Below are 21,549 nucleotides of genomic sequence, written 5' to 3'. Positions count from 1 at the left end.
CACCAGACCCCGCACCACATCCACCCCAGCCGCCACCGAAACCATCCCACCACGACCCGACAACACCACCAACGCCCGACTCCGCAACACCACCACCCGCGCCCCGTCCTCCAACGACAGAACACCCGCCACCACCGCCGCGGCAATCTCCCCCTGCGAATGACCCACCACCGCCGCCGGCTCCACACCGAACGAACGCCACACCTCAGCCAACGACACCATCACCGCCCACAACACCGGCTGCACCACATCCACCCGATCCAACCCCGGCGCACCCTCCACACCCCGCACCACATCCACCAACGACCAACCCACCAACGGATCCACCACCGAAGCACACGCCGCGAACCGCTCCGCAAACACACCCGAACCCTCCAACAACCCCACCGCCATCCCCACCCACTGCGACCCCTGACCCGGAAACACAAAGACGACGCGGTCGTCGGAGGTGACGGTGGTGCCGCGGACGACGGCGGCTGTGTCCTGGCCCGTGGCCAGCCTGTCGAGCGCGTCGCGCCGTTCGGCGGTGCTCGCGCCGAGGACGACCGCCCGGTGGTCGAAGTGGGCGCGGGTGGTCGCCAGCGCGTGGCCGATGTCGGTGGTGGACGTGTCTCCGGTGAGCAGCGGCAGCAGCCGGCGGGCCTGCTCCCGCAGCGCGGCCTCGGACTTGGCCGACAGCGTCCAGGGCGCGACCGTGTCCTCGGGGACGGCCCGGTTCTCCGGGGCCACGCCGTCCGGGCTCTGTTCCAGGATGACGTGGGCGTTCGTACCGCTGACGCCGAACGAGGAGACGCCGGCGCGCCGCGGGCGCCCGATGTCCGGCCAGTCGCGCGGCTCCGTGAGGAGTCGCACGGCGCTGGAGGACCAGTCGACGTGGGGCGAGGGTTCGTCGGCGTGCAGGGTACGGGGGAGCTGTGCGTGGTGCAGGGCCAGCACGGTCTTGATGACGCCGGCGACTCCGGCGGCGGCCTGGGTGTGCCCGATGTTGGACTTCACCGACCCCAGCCACAACGGCCGCTCCGGATCCCGCCCCCGCCCGTACGTGGCCAGCAGCGCCCCCGCCTCGATCGGGTCACCGAGCTTCGTACCCGTCCCATGCGCCTCCACCACATCCACCTCACCCGCCGACAGCCCCGCGTCCGCCAACGCCGCCCTGATCACCCGCTGCTGCGCGGGCCCACTCGGCGCCGTCAGGCCGTTCGACGCACCGTCCTGGTTGACGGCGCTTCCCCGTACGACCGCCCACACCCGGTGCCCGTTCCGCCGGGCGTCCGACAGTCGCTCGACGACCAGCACGCCCACTCCCTCGGCGAAGCCCGCCCCGTCCGCGTTCGCGGCGAATGCCTTGCTGCGGCCGTCGGCGGCCAGCCCGCCCTGACTGGTGAACTCGGTGAAGACGCCCGGGGTGGACATGACGGTGACACCACCGGTGAGCGCGAGGTCGCACTCGCCCTGCTGGAGCGACCGGACGGCGAGGTGCAGGGCTACGAGGGAGGAGGAGCAAGCGGTGTCGACGGTGATGGCCGGGCCCTCTGTGCCGAGCGTATAGGCGACCCGGCCGGACAACACGCTGCCGATGTTGCCCGTGGCAACGTATCCGACGGCCTCCTCGGGAACGTTCGGGCCCATGGCGAGGTAATCTCCGCCGTTGGTGCCGGTGAAGACGGCCGCGCGGGTGCCGCGCAGTGCCGTCGGGTCGATGCCCGCGCCCTCCAGCGCCTCCCAGGAGGTCTCCAGCAGCAGCCGCTGCTGCGGATCCATCGCCAGCGCCTCCCGCGGGGAGATACCGAAAAAGGCCGCGTCGAAGTCGCCCGCGTCGTAAAGGAAGCCGCCCTCGCGGGTGTACGACGTGCCGGGCCGGTCGGAGCCGGGGGCGTGGAGGGCGTCCAGGTCCCAGCCGCGGTCGTCGGGGAACGGGGTGATGGCGTCGCCGTCCGCCTGGAGCAGCTGCCACAGGTCCCGGGGGGAGCGGACGTCGCCGGGGAACCGGCAGCTCATACCGACGATGACGACGGGGTCCGCCGCCTCTGCGCCCGTGGTGGGCGTGGTGGCCGTGGGCAGGGTGTCCGGGGCAGGGGTGTCGCCGAGGATCTCGCTGTGCAGGTGCGTGGCCAGGGCGCGGGCGTTGGGGTGATCGAAGACGATGGTGGACGGCAGCCGCAGGCCGGTGACGCTGTTGAGCCGGTTGCGCAGTTCGACGGCGGTGACGGAGTCGAAGCCCAGATCCCGGTAGGCCGTGCCGGGGTCGACCGCGTCGGGGCCCGCGTGGCCGAGCACCACGGCGACCTGCTCGCGGACGGCGGTCAGGAGGACGGCCTGCTGTTCGGCGCGGCCGCCCAGCGTGGTGAGCCGGGCGACGAGGTCCCCGGATCCGGTGGCGGCGCCTGGCGCCGGCTCGTCCGCCGGTGTGACCGCGGTGAGCCGTCGTACGTCGGGCAGGTCCGCGAGGAACGGGCTGGGCCGGGTGGCGGTGTAGGCGACGTGGAACCTGTCCCACTCCACGTCCGCGACCATGACGGTCGGCGCGGGCTCACCGGCCACCACGGTCAGGGCGGTGGCCGCGAGGTCGGGTGCCATGACGGGCAGGCCGTGGCGGCGGGCCAGCGTCCCGATGCCGCCCTCGGTGGCCATGCCCCGCTCGTCCCAGATGCTCCAGGCGACGGAGGTGGCGGGCAGTCCGAGGGCGTGCCGCTGTTCGGCGAGGGCGTCCAGGTAGGCGTTGCCGGGGGCGTAGTTGCCCTGCCCGGAGGCGCCGAGGGTGCCGGCCACGGAGGAGAACAGCACGAACGCGTCCAGGTCGCTGCCCCGGGTCAGCTCGTGCAGGTGCCAGGCGCCGTCGGCCTTGGCGCGGGTGACCCGGTCGATCTGGCCGGGGGTGAGGTGCTCGACGACGGCGTCGTCGAGGACGGCGGCGGTGTGCACCACGGCCGTCAGCGGGCAGTCGCCGGGAACGGCGTCGAGCAGCCGGGCGAGGTCCGCGCGGTCGCCGACGTCGCAGGCGGCCACGGTGACGCGTACGCCGGTGGCCTCCAGTTCGGCGCACAGCTCGGCGGCGCCGGGCGCGTCGGGGCCGCGGCGGCCGGCCAGTACGAGGTGTTCGGCGCCCGACCCGGCGAGGTGGCGGGCCACCCGGGCGCCGAGCCCTCCGGTGCCGCCGGTGACCAGGACGGTGCCGCGCGGGCGCCATGCCGGGTGCGAGCCGGTGGCGGCAGCGCGGGCCAGGCGGCGGACGAGGGCGCCGGACGGGCGCAGGGCCACCTGATCCTCGCCCGCGGTGCCGGAGAGGAGCGCCGCGAGGAGGCGGCCGGTTCGGGCGTCGGGCCGGGCCGGCAGGTCGACGAGGCCGCCGAACCGCTCAGGGTGTTCCAGGGCGAGGATCCTGCCCAGGCCCCACACCATGTGCTGTGCCGCCGCACTGTCGCGGTGGGTCCGTAGGTCCTGGTCGGTGGCGGTGACCGCGTCGTGGGTCAGGCACCACAGGGGGGCGCCGCTGCCGGTGTCGCCGAGGGCCTGGAACAGGGCGACGGTCGCGGTGAGCCCGGTCCGCGGAACGCCGTCCGCGGTGGCGGGGCCGTCCGCGACGGACAGCAGGGACAGCACGCCCGCGTACCTGTCCCCCGGCAGCCGGCGGGCGATGTCCTCCCGGGTGGCGGTGGCCGGCAGTTCGAGAGTGGTGACGTCACCGCCGTGGTCGCGTACGGCGGCGGCGACCTCGACGGCACGGTCGGCGGCGGCGGAACCGGCGGGTACGGCCAGCAGCCAGGCACCGGTCAGGGTGGGGGTGTCCGGCAGCGACGCGGGGACCCAGCGGGTGCGGTAGCACCACGAGGCGACGGTGGCCGCCGCCGTACGGTGCCGGTGCCAGGTGCGCAGGGCGGGCAGGACCGGGGCGAGGGAGACACTGTCGATGTCGAGGGTGTCCATCAGGGTCTCGGTGTCACCGCTCTCCACGGCCTCCCAGAAGCCTGTGTCGTCGGCGGGACCGGCAGTCTCCCGGGAGATGGCGGGCTTGCGCAGGGTGGCGGGGTCCCACCAGTAGCGTTCGTGTTGGAAGGCGTAGGTGGGCAGGTCGACGCCGCGGGCTCCGGAACCGGCGAACACCTGCGCCCAGTCCACCGGGACACCGTGCACGAAGACCTCGCCGAACGAGGTGAACAGGCGCTGGGCTCCGCCGTCGTCACGGCGCAACGTTCCGGCCACCACCGCCTCGTGACCGGCCGCCTCCAGCGTCTCCTGCACCGCCGCGGTCAGCACCGGGTGGGGGCTGCACTCGACGAACGCGCCGAAGCCGTCGGCGGCCAGCGCACGTACCGCTTCCTCGAAACGGACCGGGCGGCGGAGATTGTCCGCCCAGTAGGCGGCGTCCGGCACCTCCTCCAGCCAGGCGCCGGTGACCGTGGAGAAGAACGGAACCTCCGCACGACGCGCCCGTACCGGAGCCAGATCGGCGAGAATCCGCTCCCGCAACGCATCCACCTGAGCCGAGTGCGAGGCGTAGTCCACCGCCACCCGCCGCAACCGCACCCCCTCCCGCCCGCACCGGACCTCCAACTCGTCCAGCCCCTCCCGCGTACCCGAAACCACCGTCGTCGCAGGCCCGTTCACCGCCGCGACCGACACCACGTCCTTGATGTCCGCCATGAGACGGCGCACCTCGTCCTCTGACGTGGCCACGGCCGCCATGCCCCCCTGCCCGGCCAGTTCGGCGGCGATCGCCCGGCTGCGCAGGGCCACCACCCGCGCCCCGCCCTCCAGCGACAGAGCACCCGCGACCACGGCAGCGGCGATCTCACCCTGCGAATGACCCACCACGGCCGACGGCTCCACACCGTACGAACGCCACACCTCGGCCAACGACACCATCACCGCCCACAACACCGGCTGCACCACGTCCACCCGCTCCAGCGCAGCCGCATCACCCAGCGCCTCCAGAAGGGGCAGGTCGAGATGGCCTTCCAGCGCGGCCGCGCATTCCCGCATCCGCGCGGCGAACACCGGCGAATCAGCAAGCAACCCCGCCGCCATCCCCACCCACTGCGACCCCTGCCCGGGGAACACGAACACCACCCGTGGCTCGGCGTCGTCGTCGCGTACCTGACCACCGTCACCCGTGCCGCGGGCCAGCGCCCGTACCGCGTCGAGGAGTTCGTCCCGGGTCGCACCCACGGCCACCGCACGATGCTCGTGCACCGCACGGCCGGCGACCAACGAAGCCCCGACCTCGGTGAGCGACACCTCCGGCCGCGCCTCGACAAACGCCGCCAGCCGCTCCGCCTGACCCCGCAACGCCGCACCACCACGCCCCGACAGCACCCACGGCACCACCGGAACCTCACCACCCCCGCCCCCCGACCCGGCCACAGCCGGAGCCTCCTCCACGATCACATGCGCGTTCGTGCCACTGATCCCGAACGACGACACACCCGCACGCCGCACACGACCATCCCGCCCCGGCCACTCCCGCGGCTCCGCCAAGAGCCTCACGGTGCCGGGGGACCAGTCGACATGCGGCGTGGGTTCCCCGGCGTACGGCGAAGCGGGCAGCACACCGTGCCGCATCATCTGCACCACCTTGATCACGCCACCGACTCCGGCGGCGGCCTGGGTGTGCCCGATGTTGGACTTCAGCGAACCCAGCCACAACGGCCGCTCCCGATCCCGCCCCCGCCCGTATGTGGCGAACAGCGCATCGGCCTCGATCGGGTCGCCGAGGGTCGTGCCGGTGCCGTGCGCCTCGACCGCGTCCACCTCGCCCGCGGACAGCCCCGCGTCCGCCAACGCCGCCCTGATCACCCGCTGCTGCGACGGACCACTCGGCGCCGTCAGACCATTGGACGCACCATCCTGATTGACGGCCGAGCCACGGACCACTGCCAGCACCCGATGCCCATGGCGCCGGGCGTCCGACAACCGCTCCAGCACCAGAACACCCACACCCTCACCCCACGCCGTACCATCCGCCGCCGCCGAAAACGGCTTGCACCGCCCATCCGCCGCCAACCCTCGCTGCTGGCTGAACTCGATGAACAGGCCGGGAGTGACCATGACCGCCACACCACTCGCCAGCGCCAGATCACACTCCCCCGACCGCAACGCCCGACCTGCCAGATGCAACGCCACCAACGACGACGAACACGCCGTATCCACCGTCACCGCGGGCCCCTCGAAACCAAACGTGTACGCCACACGACCGGACAACACACTCGGAGTACTCCCCGTGAGAGCATGACCGGTGAGGTGCTCCGGAGCATGGTGCGCACGAGGGCCGTAATCCTGCGTGGTCGCACCGACATAGACACCGGTGGCGGAGCCGCGAAGGCCGCCAGGATCCATACCGGCCTGCTCCAACGCCTCCCAGGAGGTCTCCAGCAGCAACCGCTGCTGCGGATCCATCGCCAACGCCTCCCGCGGGGAGATACCGAAGAAGCCCGCGTCGAAATCGCCCGCGTCGTGCAGGAAACAGCCCTCGCGGGTGTACGAGGTGCCGGGATGGCCGGGGTCGGGGTGGTAGAGCCCGTCGAGATCCCAGCCGCGGTCGACCGGGAAGGGGCCGATGCCGTCGGCGCCGGTGGACACCAGCTCCCACAGGGCCTCGGGGCTGGTCGCACCCCCGGGATAGCGGCATGCCATGCCGACGATCGCCAGGGGTTCGTCGGTGCGGGCCGTGGGAGAAGCGGTGACCTTGGCGGTGACGGCGGCCGTGGGGACGAAAGGGGCGGCAGGGACGATGGGTGCCTCGGGGGTGGTGGGGGCGGTGGAGGCGGTGGGGGCGGGCCGTTCCTCGTCGGGCGTGGCGTCGGCCGCACCGGCCAGTTCGCTCACCAGGAACGTGGCGAGCGCGGTGGGCGTGGGGTGGTCGAAGAGCAGTCCGACGGGCAGCCGCAGGCCGGTCTCGGTGTTCAGCCGGTTGCGTAGTTCGAGCGAGCCGAGCGAGTCGAAGCCGATGTCCTGGAAGGGCCGTGTGGCGGGGACCCTCCCGGCCACCGCATGGCCGAGGACGGCGGCGGCCTTGGCCCGTACGAGATCGAGGGCCAGGCCGGGCCGCTCGTCCGGCGCGAGGGCCGCCAGGCGGTCGGCGAACGGAGAGTCCCCGCCGGTCGCACGCGGCGGGCGGACGATGCGGCGCAGCAGCGCCGGCACGCCGTTCCGCGCGGCCCGCTCACGGACCGGACGCACGTCCAGCTTCACGGGGACCATGAGCGGCCTCGGGTCGGCGACCGCGCGGTCGAACAGAGCGAGGGCCTCGTCCTCGGGCAGCGGCACCACCCCGAGCCGCGCCAGCCGCGTCCGGTCGGTGTCGTCGAGGCCCGATGCCATGCCACCACCGCTGGCGTCCTGGTCCCACAGGCCCCAGGCGTGAGCCTGTCCGGGCAGGCCCAGGTGGGAGCGGTGGGCGGCCAGCGCGTCGAGAAAGGCGTTGGCGGCGGCGTAGTTGGCCTGTCCGGCGGTGCCGAGCACGCCGGAGACCGAGGAGAGGACGACGAACGCGGTCAGCGGCTCCTCGCGGGTGAGTTCGTGCAGGTGCCAGGCGGCGTCCACCTTGGGCCGCAGAACCTTGGCGAGCTGGTCGGCCGTCAGGGAGGTGACCGCACCGTCGTCGGTGGCGCCCGCGGCGTGCACCACCGCGGTGAGGGGGTGCACGGTACGGACGCTCGCAAGGGCGGCGGCGAGCGCACCGCGGTCGGCCGGGTCGCAGGCGACCGTCGTCACCGCGCAGCCCGCCGCGGTGAGTTCGGCGGTGAGATCGCGGGTCGCGTCGGCTCCGCGCCGGCTGACGAACAACAGCTCGCGTACGCCGTGTTCGTGGACCAGGTGCCGGGCGAGCAGGCCGCCGATCCGCCCGGAGGCGCCGGTGAACAGGACCGTGCCGTCCGGGCCGAAGGGGGTGGTGGCGTCGGCCACGGCCGCGGCGCGGGAAAGCCGGGGAGTGTGGGCACGGCCGGCGCGCAGCGCGACCTGCGGTTCGGCGCTCGCGGCGACGGCGGGCAGGAGCCGCAGCGATTCCCGTTGCCGGTCGGTGTCGACGAGGAGGAACCGCCCAGGGGTCTCGGTCTGCGCGGTGCGCAGCAGACCCCAGACGGTGGCTGCGGCGACGTCGGTCACGGCGTCCGGGCCGGTGGCGCCCCCGGTGACGGCGAGGAGCCGGGTGGTGGTCATCCGGTCGTCGAGGAGCAGGGCGCGGGCGGTTTCCAGGGCCGCCGCCGCGTGCGCGTGGGCGTCGGTCACGGGGTCGCCGTCCGCGTGTGGAACGAGCCATACGAGAACGTCGGGTACGGCGGCGCCCGCGTCGAGGGCGGTGCGCAGATGGCCGACGTCCCGGTACGCGGCTGCGGTGGGCGGGAGGGCGCCGCTGTCCCGGAGGGCCGCTCGGGCCGGGCCGTCGTCACCGGCCAGCAGAGCCCAGTGGCCGGTGGGCGGCGAGTCGCCCGGCGACAGCGCGTCCCACTCCACGGCGAACAGCGACCGGGCCGCTGCCTCGGTCGGCGCGCCGAGCCGGGCGGTGTCGGCCGGCCTCATGGTGAGCGAGCCGATGTTCCCCACCGGGCGTCCGGCACCGTCGGCAAGGTCGATGGTGACCTCGCCCTCGCCGGTACGCGCGATACGGGCGCGCAGGGCACGGGCACCGGCGGCGTACAGGGCGACATCACCCCAGGCGTACGGCAGGCGCAGCTCGCCGCCCAGCACGCGGCCGGCCGGTACGGCGTGCAGGACGGAGTCGAGGAGGGCCGGATGGAGGGCGTATCCGTCGCCGTCACGGGTGCCCGTGCCTGTTCCGGTGCTGGTGCTGGTGCTGGTGCTGGCGCTGGTGCTGGTGCTGGTGCTGCTGGTGGCGTCGGCGTCCTGGTCCCGCTCCGGGAGGTGAGCTTCGGCGTAGACGGTTCCGTCGGAAGCCACCCACAGGCGGCTGAGCCCTTGGAAGGCGGGTCCGTAGGTGTATCCGGTGTCGGCCAGGTCGGCGTAGACATCGCCAGGGCCGGTCGGGGTGGCTCCGGCCGGCGGCCAGGTGGCGGCCCAGTCCGAGACGGGCCGGGCCCGGGCGGCGGGGGTCTCGGCGAGCGCCGCCGTGGCGTGGTGCGTCCACGGCGCGTCGGCGTCGTCCGTGGCGGGACGTGCGTGGACGGTGGCCGTGGCACGGCCCGGCTCGCCGGACGCGGTGACCGTGATCTGGAGGTCCGCGGCGCCGCCCGGACCGGGCAGCGCCATGGGGGCGTGGAGGACGAGTTCGCCGACGTGCGGGGTGCCGTACCGGTCCCCCGCCTGCACGGCCAGTTCGAGCAGAGCCGTCCCGGGCAGCAGGGCGAGGGTAGCGACGGTGTGATCGTAGAGCCACCGGTGGGTCTGCGCGGCGATCCGTCCGGTCAGGACGAGAGTGCCGCCGTCGGCGGTGCGGACGGCGGCGCCGAGCAGCGGATGCCGGGCGGGGGTGAGGCCGGCGGCCGACACGTCGAGGGTGCCCGTGTCGGTGTCGAACCAGTAGCGTTCGTGTTGGAAGGCGTAGGTGGGCAGGTCGACGCCGCGGGCTCCGGAACCGGCGAACACCTGCGCCCAGTCCACCGGGACACCGTGCACGAAAGCCTCACCCAGCGAGGTCAGCAGGCGCCGCGGGCCACCGTCGTCGCGGAGGAGCGAACCGACGACGACCGCGTCCTGACCGGCCGCCTCCAGGGTGTGCTGGATGTCCCCTGTCAGTACGGCATGGGGGCTGCACTCGACGAACGCGCCGAAGCCGTCGGCGGCCAGCGCACGTACCGCTTCCTCGAAACGGACCGGGCGGCGGAGATTGTCCGCCCAGTAGGCGGCGTCCGGCACCTCCTCCTCCAGCCAGGCGCCGGTGACCGTGGAGAAGAACGGAACCTCCGCACGACGCGCCCGTACCGGAGCCAGATCGGCGAGAATCCGCTCCCGCAACGCATCCACCTGAGCCGAGTGCGAGGCGTAGTCCACCGCCACCCGCCGCAACCGCACCCCCTCCCGCCCGCACCGGACCTCCAACTCGTCCAGCCCCTCCCGCGTACCCGAAACCACCGTCGTCGCAGGCCCGTTCACCGCCGCGACCGACACCACGTCCCGAAGGTCTCCGATGACCCGGCGTGCCTCGTCGGCAGGGACCCGCACGACCGCCATACCGCCACGCCCTGCCAGTTCGGCGGCGATCGCCCGGCTGCGCAGGGCCACCACCCGCGCCCCGCCCTCCAGCGACAGAGCACCCGCGACCACGGCAGCGGCGATCTCACCCTGCGAATGACCCACCACGGCCGACGGCTCCACACCGTACGAACGCCACACCTCGGCCAACGACACCATCACCGCCCACAACACCGGCTGCACCACGTCCACCCGCTCCAGCGCGGCCGAGTCGCCCAGGACCTCCAGAAGCGGCACCTCAAGATGAGGCTGCAAGGCCGCCGCGCATTCCCGCATCCGCGCGGCGAACACCGGCGAATCAGCAAGCAACCCCGCCGCCATCCCCACCCACTGCGACCCCTGCCCGGGGAACACCAGCACCACCCGGGAAGCGGTGTCGCCGCGCTCGCCCACCACGGCTCCGCCTTCTGTCGTGCCGCGGGCCAGCGCCCGTACCGCGTCGAGGAGTTCGTCCCGGGTCGCACCCACGGCCACCGCACGATGCTCGTGCACCGCACGGCCGGCGACCAACGAAGCCCCGACCTCGGTGAGCGACACCTCCGGCCGCGCCTCGACAAACGCCGCCAGCCGCTCCGCCTGACCCCGCAACGCCGCACCACCACGCCCCGACAGCACCCACGGCACCACCGGAACCTCACCACCCCCGCCCCCCGACCCGGCCACAGCCGGAGCCTCCTCCACGATCACATGCGCGTTCGTGCCACTGATCCCGAACGACGACACACCCGCACGCCGCACACGACCATCCCGCCCCGGCCACTCCCGCGGCTCCGCCAGCAGTTCCAGGCCGCTCGACTCCCACGCCACGCGCGGCGTCGGCTCTCCCGCATGCAGCGAAGCGGGCAGCACACCGTGCCGCATCGCCTGCACCATCTTGATCACGCCACCGACTCCGGCGGCGGCCTGGGTGTGCCCGATGTTGGACTTCAGCGAACCCAGCCACAACGGCCGCTCCGGATCCCGCCCCCGCCCGTACGCCTCCGCCAGCGCCTGCGCCTCGATCGGATCGCCCAGCCGCGTCCCCGTGCCGTGCGCCTCGACCGCGTCCACCTCGCCCGCGGACAGCCCCGCGTCCGCCAACGCCGCCCGGATCACCCGCTGCTGCGACGGACCACTCGGCGCCGTCAGACCATTGGACGCACCATCCTGATTGACGGCCGAGCCACGGACCACTGCCAGCACCCGATGCCCATGGCGCCGGGCGTCCGACAACCGCTCCAGCACCAGAACACCCACACCCTCACCCCACGCCGTACCATCCGCCGCCGCCGAAAACGGCTTGCACCGCCCATCCGCCGCCAACCCCCCTTGTCGGCCGAACTCGGTGAACATGCCGGGGGTGGCCATGACCGCCACACCACTCGCCAGCGCCAGATCACACTCCCCTGACCGCAACGCCCGACCCGCCAGATGCAACGCCACCAACGACGACGAACACGCCGTATCCACCGTCACCGCGGGCCCCTCGAAACCAAACGTGTACGCCACACGACCGGACAACACACTCGGAGTACTCCCCGTGAGGATGTGGCCGGCGAGGTGCTCCGGAGCATGGTGCGCACGAGGGCCGTAATCCTGCGTGGTCGCACCGACATAGACACCGGTGGCGGAGCCGCGAAGGCCGCCAGGATCCATACCGGCCTGCTCCAACGCCTCCCAGGAGGTCTCCAGCAGCAACCGCTGCTGCGGATCCATCGCCAACGCCTCCCGCGGGGAGACTCCGAAGAAGTCCGCGTCGAAATCGCCCGCGTCGTACAGGAAACCCCCGGCCGGGGTGTGGTCGCCGGAATCCGCTCCGTGCAGGATGTCGGGGGCCCAGCCGCGGTCGGTGGGCAGTCCGCCGATCGCGTCCCCGCCGGACGCCACGAGGCGCCACAGGTCGTCCGCCGTGGCGACGCCGCCCGGGTAGCGGCAGGCCATGCCGACGATCGCCAACGGCTCGTCAGTCACCCGCCGTTCACTGAGGTCCGGGGTGTGTTCGGTGCCGGTGAGCGCATCGCGCAGATGCTCGGCCAGGGCCGCGGGGGTCGGATGGCCGAAGACCACGTCCGCCCTGAGGGGCAGACCGGTGCGGGCGGCGAGCGCCTCCGCGAGTTCCTCGGTCATGAGCGAGTTGAAGCCGAGGTCCCTGAACGTCAGCGCCGCGTCGATGGGGCCGGAGTCCCGCATGATGGCGCCCGCCTGCTCCCGTACCAGTTCGAGCAGGTCGGGCAGTTCGCGGAAGGTGCGAGGGGTGCGAGGGGTGCGAGCGGTGCGGGGGGACGCAGCGGACGGTTCTTCGCTCGGAGCGGTTACGGAGGCCGGGATCGCGGCCGGAGCGGAAGTTGAGGCGGAGGCGGAGGCGGCCGGAGCGTCGACGTCCAGCCAGAACCGCCGCCGCTGGAACGGGTACGTCGGCAGATCCACCTGCCGCCCGGTCCCGAGCAGGGGCTCCCAGTCGACATCGGTCCCGCGCGCCCACAGTTGCGCGAGCGCCTCGACCAACGACTGTCCCTCGTCCAGGTCCCGGCGGCACAGAGGGACGGCGGAGACCTCGGGGCGCTGCTCGGCGCCGGGCGCCGACGCGGGTACCGAATCCTTGATCAGGGTGGTGAGGGCGGTGCCCGGGCCGATCTCCAGGAACGTCGAGATCCCTCGGGCCCGCATGGCGGAGACCTCGTCGGCGAACCGCACCGTCTCCTCGACATGCCGCACCCAGTAGGCGGGATCCCGCAGCAGCTCCGGCTCGGCGACCCGCCCCGTGACATTCGACGTCACCGCCAGCCGGGGAGCCGCGAACTCCACCGCCCCCAGCATCCGGCCGAACTGCTCCAGCATCGGCTCCATCAACCAGCCACGCGCCAGCACCACCCGCGCCGCATCCCGCAACGACCACACGCCCGCCACATGAGCGGCGATCAGCTCCCCCACCGAATGTCCCGCCACCACCGATGGCACCACACCCAACGACGACACCAACCGCCACGCCGCCACACCGAACGCGAACAACCCCGCCTGGGCCCAACCGGTCCCGCCCAAACCGGGTTCCCCGTCGCCGGCCCCCTCCGCCATCACACGCCGCAGAAGCGCACCGAACTCCCCCCGCTCCACACCGAACCGCTCGCGTGCCTCCTCCGACAGACCAACCTCGTCCGCGACCTCCCCAGCCACCTCGTCGAAGACCTGGCACACTTCGGCCAGCGCCTCGGCGAACGCCGGGAATCGAGCCAGCCCCGCCCCCATACCACCGCGCTCCGACCCCTGGCCCGAGAACACCACCCCCACTCCACCTGGCGCGGTTGTCCCGGTCAGGACACCGGGCGCGGTGGATCCTTCGGCCAGCGCCCGCACCCCGGCGAGGAGGCCGTCCCGTGAGGGCGCCACGATCGCGGCGCGGCGCTCGAAGGCGCTCCGGGACGAGGCGAGGGACCGGGCGACATCCGCCGCCGGAACCTCCGGGTCACACACCGCGTCGCTGTTCGCGAGTCGGGACGCGGCGTCGCGCAGGGCCGCCTCGCCACGCCCGGACAGCAGCCAGGGCACGGCGGGCACGGCCGGTTCGCGTCGGGCCGGTCCGGGCTCGGGGTGCCAGTCGCTCAGTACGACATGGCAGTTGGTGCCGCCCATGCCGAAGGAGCTGACACCTGCCACGAGTGACCGGTCGGCGGCGGGGTCGCCGGGCCATGGGCCCAGCCGTCGATGGACGCGGAGGTTGAGTGCGTCGAGGGGGATGCGCGGATGGGCGTGGTCGAAGTTGAGGCTGGGGGGCAGTTGCCGGTGGGCGAGGGCGAGCACGGTCTTGATGAAGCCGGCGATGCCGGCCGCGCCGCTCAGGTGGCCGATGTTGGTCTTCACGGAACCCACGGCCAGCGGGCGGTCGGCGGGGCGGTGCCGGCCGATGACCTCGCCGAGGGCGGCGGCCTCGACGGGGTCCCCGGTGGGGGTACCGGTGCCGTGCAACTCGACGTAGTCGACGGCGTCCGGGGCGATGCCGGCGTGCCGGTAGGCGCGGGCGAGGGCGTCGGCCTGGGCGGCGACGGTCGGCGCGGTGAGGGTTTCGCCGTCCGGGTCGTTGGTGGTGGCGCTGCCTCGGACCAGGCACAGGATGCGGTCGCCATCGGCGAGGGCGGTGCGCAGGCGTTTCAGCACGACGGCGCCGCCGCCCTCACCGGGCACGTAGCCGTCCGCCCGCTCGTCGAAGGTGAAGCAGCGCCCCCGCGGGGACAGGGCGCCCAAGCGTGCGGCGAGCAGCACGCTCTGCGGCAGCAGATGGAGGTTGACCCCGCACACGAGCGCCGTGTCGGACTCCTCGCCGCGCAGGCTCCCGCAGGCGAGGTGGAGCGCGACCAGAGAGGAGGACTGCGCGGAGTCGACGGTGATGCTGGGACCGCGGGCACCGATGAAGGCGGCGAGGCGGTTGGCGATCACGCCGCGCTGTACGCCGGGCAGAGCGTGCTGGGTGGCGAGGGTGTGGACGTGCGGGGACAGCAGTTGGGCGTAGTCGTCGCCGGTGACGCCGACGAACGTGCCGAGGCGGGTGCCGCGCACCCGGTCCGGCACGATCCGGGCGTTCTCCAGGGCCTCCCAGCCGAGTTCCAGGGCGAGCCGCTGTTGCGGGTCGACGTACGGCGCCTCACGCGGGGAGATGCCGAAGAACGCGGCGTCGAACTCCTCGGGGCGCTCCAGGAACGCGCCCCAGCGGGGCGTCTCCTCGGCGGCGGGGCCGGACCAGCGGCCGGGCGGCACCTCGCTGACGCTGCTCTCGCCCGCGGCCAGCAACCGCCACAGCCCGTCCGGGTTCTCGGCACCGGGGAATCGGCACGAGACGCCGATGACGGCGATCGTCGTATCCGGGTCGACGAGGTGCCCGGCTACTCCCCTGGAGTTTTCCGCTGCCTTCGTGAGTGCGCTTCTCGCAGCCATTTTCCTCGCGACCTTTTTCTCACGTCGGGTACTCGCCATACCCGATCGTTCGTCGCGCGGCCGCGCCGGGGCATCCGCGAATGCCGCCGTTACGGCCGCACGCAGGCACGTTTACCGAGGTACGGGCCTGGTCCCTTTCGTTCGGTATTGATTTCCCGAACCCCCGGTGCTAGACCGGTGGCAGCTCTGGTTTCAGTCAGCGCCTGCCACGTTTTTCCACAATTTCGCGGCACCGTCCTGGAGGGAAAAGGGAATGCCGAACGACAGCCTGGATTCCGACCTCGCCCAGATACGTTCGTCCTATGTCCGTGACCGTTACGCCTTCGTGCCCGGCGAGAAAATGGTCCGTATCGTGCAGGCCCTGGGTGCCACTGACGAGGATCTCGGCCGGCTCGTCACCGTCAGCGACGCACTGGAGAGCGATCCGACGCTGCCGTTCCGCAAGACCCGTACCGGTCGTTTCGGTTTCGATCCGGTGGCGATGGAGGTGCGGCGGCTGGAATTCCAGCCGTTCATGCTGTCCACGGAGGACGACTTCGTGCGGCACGACGCCGGAAAGGTGCGGATCTTCGACGAGATCCGCGACGATCTCCAGCTCAACACCGCGCTGAAGGCGCTGTTCGTGTTCAAGTTCCTGGTGTTCGACGGGATGACGATCGAGCACCGGCCGAAGCTCGACTACGGCAGCGACCGCTGGGTGTGCACGCTGCTGAACGTGCGGACCATCACCGACGGGGACCTGATCGGCGAACCGGCTCTGGAGGGCGTGCACAGCGACGGCGTCGATCACACCATGACGACGTACCTCGGCAGCCAGAACATGACCGAGGACAGCGCGGTGACGTTCCTGCACGAGATGGACGAGTCCAACGGCACCCGCTGGCACGACACGGATCCGAAGCTGGTGCGCGCCCGCGCCCAGCACCGTGATTTCCTCGACACGTGCCTGATCGTCGACCACGAGCTGAAGCACAGCGTGTCGACGCTGTACGCGGCTGACCCGGAGCGTCCCGCCACCCGTGACCTGCTGGCGTTTCTGACCCGCAGGCCGGTGACGGAGAGGCACCATTCGCGGGAGTTCGACTCCGCCGCGCCGCACCGGGCCATGCCGATGGCGGTGTCGCTGCGGGCCCTGGGCGAGGCGACGCGGGTGGGCTGACCCGCCTCGGCGACGTCGTCCTCCGTCACCGCCTCCAGGACGGCGACGTCGACCTGGAGGCGGGGCGTGCGCGCGTCAACCGGCGGATGTCTTCGACCGCTGCGTCACATGGTTGGCGGCGCGGCCCGACCGCCCTGATCTCGTCCAACGCCAAGCGGCGAGCTCGGCGTTGGGGAGCCCGTCCGTATGTCCGGCCACGATGCGCTGACCGTTCTGCGGGACAACCGCCTCGCGGCACGCCGCCGTATTACTTTCGTCCGCTCTTCATTGCGGCCCAGGATCGCATCCCAGCCCAGCGTCTTTGTGTCAGTTTTCCGCCAAGCGCCCGGGAATCACCTAAATTTGGCGGACATCCTGAATGCAATACAGGTTTCGAGCATGGTCAAAAACGTACGGTCACGAGATGAGGACTGGTCATGGGTGAATCCTTGCACACCGTCACCACGCTGCCGACGACGCGTCAGCCCGGCTCCCCCTTCGACCCGCCGGCAGAGCTGCTCGACGCCCGCCGGCACGGCCCCATCAGCCGCTACACCTTCCCCGGCGGAAGGTCCGGCTGGCTGCTCACCGGGTACGACCTGATCAAGTCGGTCCTGGCCGACTCGCGGTTCAGCTCACGCAAAGAACTCATGATCCACCCGACCGTCGACTACGGAGACATCGAGATCCCTCCGGCACCGCCCGGCGAGTTCCTCCTCATGGATGATCCCCAGCACAGCCGCTATCGAAAACCGCTGATGGGCAAGTTCACCGTACGACGGATGCGACTGCTTACCGAGCGCCTTGAGCAGATCACCACCGACCACCTGGACGCCATGGAGAAGGCCGGGCCGCCGACGGACCTGGTGACCGCGTTCGCCAAACCCATCCCCGCCATCATGATCTGTGAGCTGCTGGGGGTGCCCCACCAGGACCGGGACTCCTTCCAGAAGCAGTTCGAGTCGTTCATGAACGCGGAGGCGGACGACAAGGACGTGATAGCGGCCTACACCACGACCCAGTACCACCTCGCCGAGCTGGTGGCCGCCAAGCGTGCGCACCCCACCGACGACGTGCTCAGCGACCTCACCGACAGCGATCTGAACGATGAGGAACTGAAGGGGATCGCCCTGATCCTGCTCGCGGCCGGGCTCGACACCACCGCGAACATGCTGGCCCTCGGTACCTTCGCACTGCTGCGCAACCCGGAGCAGTTGGCCGCGCTGCGCGCCGATCCCGCGCTCGCCGACCGGGCCGTGGAGGAGCTGCTGCGGTATCTGAGCGTCGGCAAGACGTTCATGCGGACGGCGCGGGAAGACGTCGAACTCGGCGGCCAGACCATCAAGGCCGGCTCACCGGTGATCCTTTCGTACAACACCGCGAACCGTGACCCCGAGCGCTTCGCCGATCCCCACGTGCTCGACCTTCACCGGCAGGACGGCGGGCACCTGGCCTTCGGCCACGGCATCCACCAGTGCCTGGGTCAGCAGTTGGCCCGTGTCGAGATGCGGGTCGCGTTCCCCGCCCTGGTCAACCGCTTCCCCACGCTGCGCCTTGCCATACCGGCCGAAAGAGTCGCCCTGCGCACGGAGATCTCGGACATCCACGGGGTGAAGAGTCTCCCGGTCACCTGGGATGCGTGACCCATGGAAACGGGCCCGATACGGGCGGCACGCCTCCCGAGACGGGCACACGACCCGGGCATCGGATGCGGCGCCGACCGGTTGACGTAAAAGATCAACACGAAGCCGCAACGGGAGTACCCGGCGAGCGCGGGCGGACCTTCACCCACCCACAGGGAATACGGGCATCAAGCGGGCAACCCCAGAAGAGCAAACAAACAGAAGACCAGCGGGCACGCGGTATACATTGACCGTACCACCGAATGCTGGAACCACAATGTTTCAGGACCGTGCAAAGAATTGCTTGACCGAATGACAAGCAATTCCTCTCTTCAACCTCATTAGTTGCGACCGGCGGCCGCAGCCCCCACATATGAGCGTAGAAAGACGGTATGCCGTGGCGACCACTCGTTCAGTAGGCATCGCACGCGACAGAGATCGGGTGAAAGGCTCTCCCCCCGCCTCTCACCGCCTCACAGAGGGGTCCCCGCCGGATCCGCGTACCACCCCGGGCACGCACACGGCACACATCGGCCCCGCCATGCGCGTCCTCGCCGCGGAACCAGGGCCGGCCCGGCACTTCCGCACGTCGTCCAAGTGCGCCCGGACGACGGGGCCACCGCGGACCGGGCCGACGGGGACCCGGCCGTCCCGCGGGCCCGGTCACCGGGAAAGACCGACACACCCGTCCTCGACAGCGTGGTCGGCGGCGCGTCCGCCGTGCGGCGGCCGTCATGGCCGCGTCTCGGCCGACAGGACGCCGGTTACCGCGTAAGGCGCTGCCCCGCAAATCAACATGCCCGACCGGGCCGTGCTCGTATCACGTGCACTCTCCTGGAATACCGCCGGCCGGCCAGTGACCGCTGCGCGTGCTGACGGAATCAATCAAGCATACGGCCGGGAACGGGATCAGGTTCCCGGCACTTCTCCTGGTTCAGAGGGCGCATTCGGCATGCCCCATCACGTCGTTCGCGTACCGATCGGACGCCGGCCGCGTGACATGCCGTCGGCTCGACGGCGACCGCGCCACGCCGAATCCCCGCGCTCCCACCCACTTCCGCCATCGACGCGTCAGCCGTCCACCGCCGGGCGGGCACGCGTCGCAGCCCGGGGCGGCCCTTACCCATGCCCGACCTCACCGACAAAGGTAGGTGCTATGTCCGCTTCCCAGATGGCCACCTGCGACACCTGCGGCCAGCCGGTACACCCGCACCGACCGTCCGGAACCTCGCTGCCGCGGGCCCGCTACTGCTCCAACGCCTGTCGGCGGCGTTCCTACCGCATGCGGCAGAAGGCCGGCGGCATGGGCACCGCGCTCATCGAGGCGCCGCTGACCCAGATGAGCAGCTTCATCGGCCGTACGGACGAACTGATCGAGCTGGCACGGCTGTTGCGCGAGGTGCGGCTGCTGACGCTGACCGGCCCGGCGGGCGTGGGCAAGACCCGGCTGGCGCTGGAACTGGCCGGCCAGGAGGCCCGTCGCCGGCGCTACGAGGTGGCGGTGGTCCGACTCGGGCAGCTCTCCGAACCGGAGGAGATACGGCAGCGGATCCTGGCCGCGCTCGGGGAGATGCCCGACGGCACGGACGAGGCGGAGAAGGACCGGCTGCTCCTCCTCGACGACTGCGAACACGTCCTGGACACCTGCGGCTCCCTGCTGACCGATCTGCTGCCGTGCCGCCCCCGGCTGCGGATCCTGGCCACGAGCCGCGAACCGCTGCGCCTCCCGGGCGAGTCGGTCTTCCCGGTGGCCGAGCTGACACCCCCGGACCTGGACTCCGCGACCGTGTTCGCCGCATGCCTCCGCTCCGACGCGGTCGCCCTGTTCCTGGACCGGGCCCGTGCCGTCGCCTCCGACTTCCAGCTCACCGAAGCGAACGCGGCCGATGTGGGTGAGATCTGCGTACGGCTGGACGGGGTGCCGCTGCCCATCGAGATGGCCGCCCGGCTGATGCGCGTCTTCCCGCCCAGCGAGGTGCGGGCCCGGCTGGACGACCGGCTCGCGCTGCTGACGAACGGGTGGCGGCTGGCCGACGACCGCCACCGGAGCCTGCGTGCCTCCCTGGAATGGGGCTACGGCCTGCTGAGCGAGGCGGAGCGCGCGTTGCTGCGCAGGCTGTCGGTGCTGCCGGGCGGCTTCGGGCCGGACGCGGCCGCCGCGCTCGCGGCCGACGTGCCCGAGGTAGTGTCGGCGATGACCGAGATCCTCATCGGCCTGGAGGCGAAGTCCGTCATCACCCTGCTGCCCGGCACGGGCGGCCCGACCCGCTTCCGGCTCCTGGAGTCCCTACGGTGCCTCGGGCACGAGATGCTCGTCGCCCAGGGCGAGGACACGGGCGCGTACGAGCGGCTGACGGCCTGGCTGACAACGATGTCTCTGCCGCTGCACCACGAGGCCGTCGTACCGGCCAGGACACTCGCCATGCTGGAGAAGGAGCACGCCAACCTCACACAGGCCCTGCGCGTACTCCGGGCCGGCACCGATGAACGCCAGTTGCTGTTGGCCTCGGCGCTGGCGGCGACGGAGGAGGCCGACGGGCGGCACACCGGTGCCGCCGGACACGTGGCGTACGCCCTGGACCACACCGCGCCGGACTCCGGCTACCGCGGCGTCGCCCTGGAGGCGGCAGCCGCACTGGCGCGCAGGGCGGGCGACGACACCGCCGCGGCCCGGTGTGCCGACAAGGCGGTGGCACTGGAGCGCGAGCGCGGCGGCGGCCCGGCTCGGCTGGGCCGCCTGCTGCTGCTGCGCGGTACGGTCCGGCATCTGACGGACGAACGGGAGGCGTCCCGCGCCGACTTGGCGGAGGCCCTGGACATCGCACTGGAGCTGGACCACGAGCTGCTGACCACGCTGAGCCTGGGCGCCATCGCCCGAGCGGAGCTGGAGAACGGCGAACTGGGCGAAGCGGAGCGGAAGATCTGCCGCGTCCTGCCCGCGCTGCGCCGCCACGCGACCCCCTTCCGGCTGCACCCGGTGCTGGTCACGGCCAGTGCCCTGGCGCTGGAGAAGGACGACCTGGCGACGGCCGAGGCGTACTTCACCGAGGTGCTTCGGGCGCGCCCCACTCACCGCGGCGACACGGCCGCGGCGATCGAGGGGCTGGCACTGGTCGCCACCCGGGCCCGCCAGTTCGACCGGGGTCTGCAACTGCTGGGGGCGGCGGAGCGGATCCGCGACGGCACAGGACGGGACACCGAGTGGTGGCGCCGGCACCTGCGCGAAGCCCGGGAGGCGGCCCTCCTGGCCATGCCGTCCACCCGCGCCGAAGCCGGCCTCGACGCGGGACGGGGTCTGGCGGAGCAGCAGGCGATCTCCTTCGCGCTCGGCGACGACGAGCCAGGAGCGCACCCCAAGCGGCCCGGCCATCCGCTGAGCAGGCGGGAGCAGGACGTGGCCGAGCTGGTCGTGCAGGGTCTGACGAACCGTCAGATCGCGGCGCGGATGCATGTGTCGGTGCGGACCGTCGAAACCCACATCCGGCACATCCGCACCACGCTGGGGCTACGGTCCCGGGCACACATCGCCGCGTGGGTGGCGCAGAGGCAGCCGGAGCCTCCGGCCTCGCTCATTCCGCCCGCCCGTCGCCCGTCACCGCCCTCGATCGAACGGACTTCGCCCGCCCCACCCGCGGGGGACCGGATCCCCGCGGTGCGCAGCGCGGCCCGCGGGGTCCGGGTGCTGGGCGAGACCGACTCCCGTCGGGACAACGGCACCTGATGCCGGGTCCCGGGGGGGCA

At 72.2% G+C, this 21,549-nt stretch carries 4 protein-coding genes; 3 read left to right on the top strand and 1 reads right to left on the bottom strand.

Translation table 11 applies throughout. From position 1 onward, the window contains the following. Positions 1-15,048 (bottom strand): type I polyketide synthase (locus ACIQ7D_RS35445; protein WP_403945015.1); only part of this gene is annotated, 15,048 nt, incomplete at its 3' end. Positions 15,049-15,301: 253 nt separating this feature from the next. Here ACIQ7D_RS35445 and ACIQ7D_RS35440 point away from each other — a divergent pair. The 3 genes from ACIQ7D_RS35440 to ACIQ7D_RS35430 all read left to right on the top strand — a co-directional run bounded on the left by ACIQ7D_RS35440 (position 15,302) and on the right by ACIQ7D_RS35430 (position 21,529). Further along, the gene (locus ACIQ7D_RS35440; protein ID WP_403945013.1) at positions 15,302-16,207 is read left to right on the top strand and encodes a 2OG-Fe dioxygenase family protein; all 906 of its coding nucleotides are present in this window, start codon (positions 15,302-15,304) and stop codon (positions 16,205-16,207) included. 416 nt (positions 16,208-16,623) lie between these two features. Further along, a complete protein-coding gene (locus tag ACIQ7D_RS35435; RefSeq protein WP_403945011.1) occupies positions 16,624-17,829 on the top strand; it encodes a cytochrome P450 in 1,206 nt (401 codons plus the stop codon). A 1,135-nt stretch (positions 17,830-18,964) separates the two neighbouring features. Then, complete coding sequence (locus ACIQ7D_RS35430; RefSeq protein WP_403945009.1) at positions 18,965-21,529, top strand: ATP-binding protein; 2,565 nt, start codon at positions 18,965-18,967, stop codon at positions 21,527-21,529. The last annotated feature ends 20 nt before the right edge of the window (positions 21,530-21,549 follow it).

It is taken from the genome of Streptomyces sp. NPDC096310, from assembly GCF_044763125.1.
In the GTDB taxonomy this organism is placed as follows: Bacteria; Actinomycetota; Actinomycetes; order Streptomycetales; family Streptomycetaceae; genus Streptomyces.
This window is presented reverse-complemented; position numbering and strand designations above follow the sequence as displayed.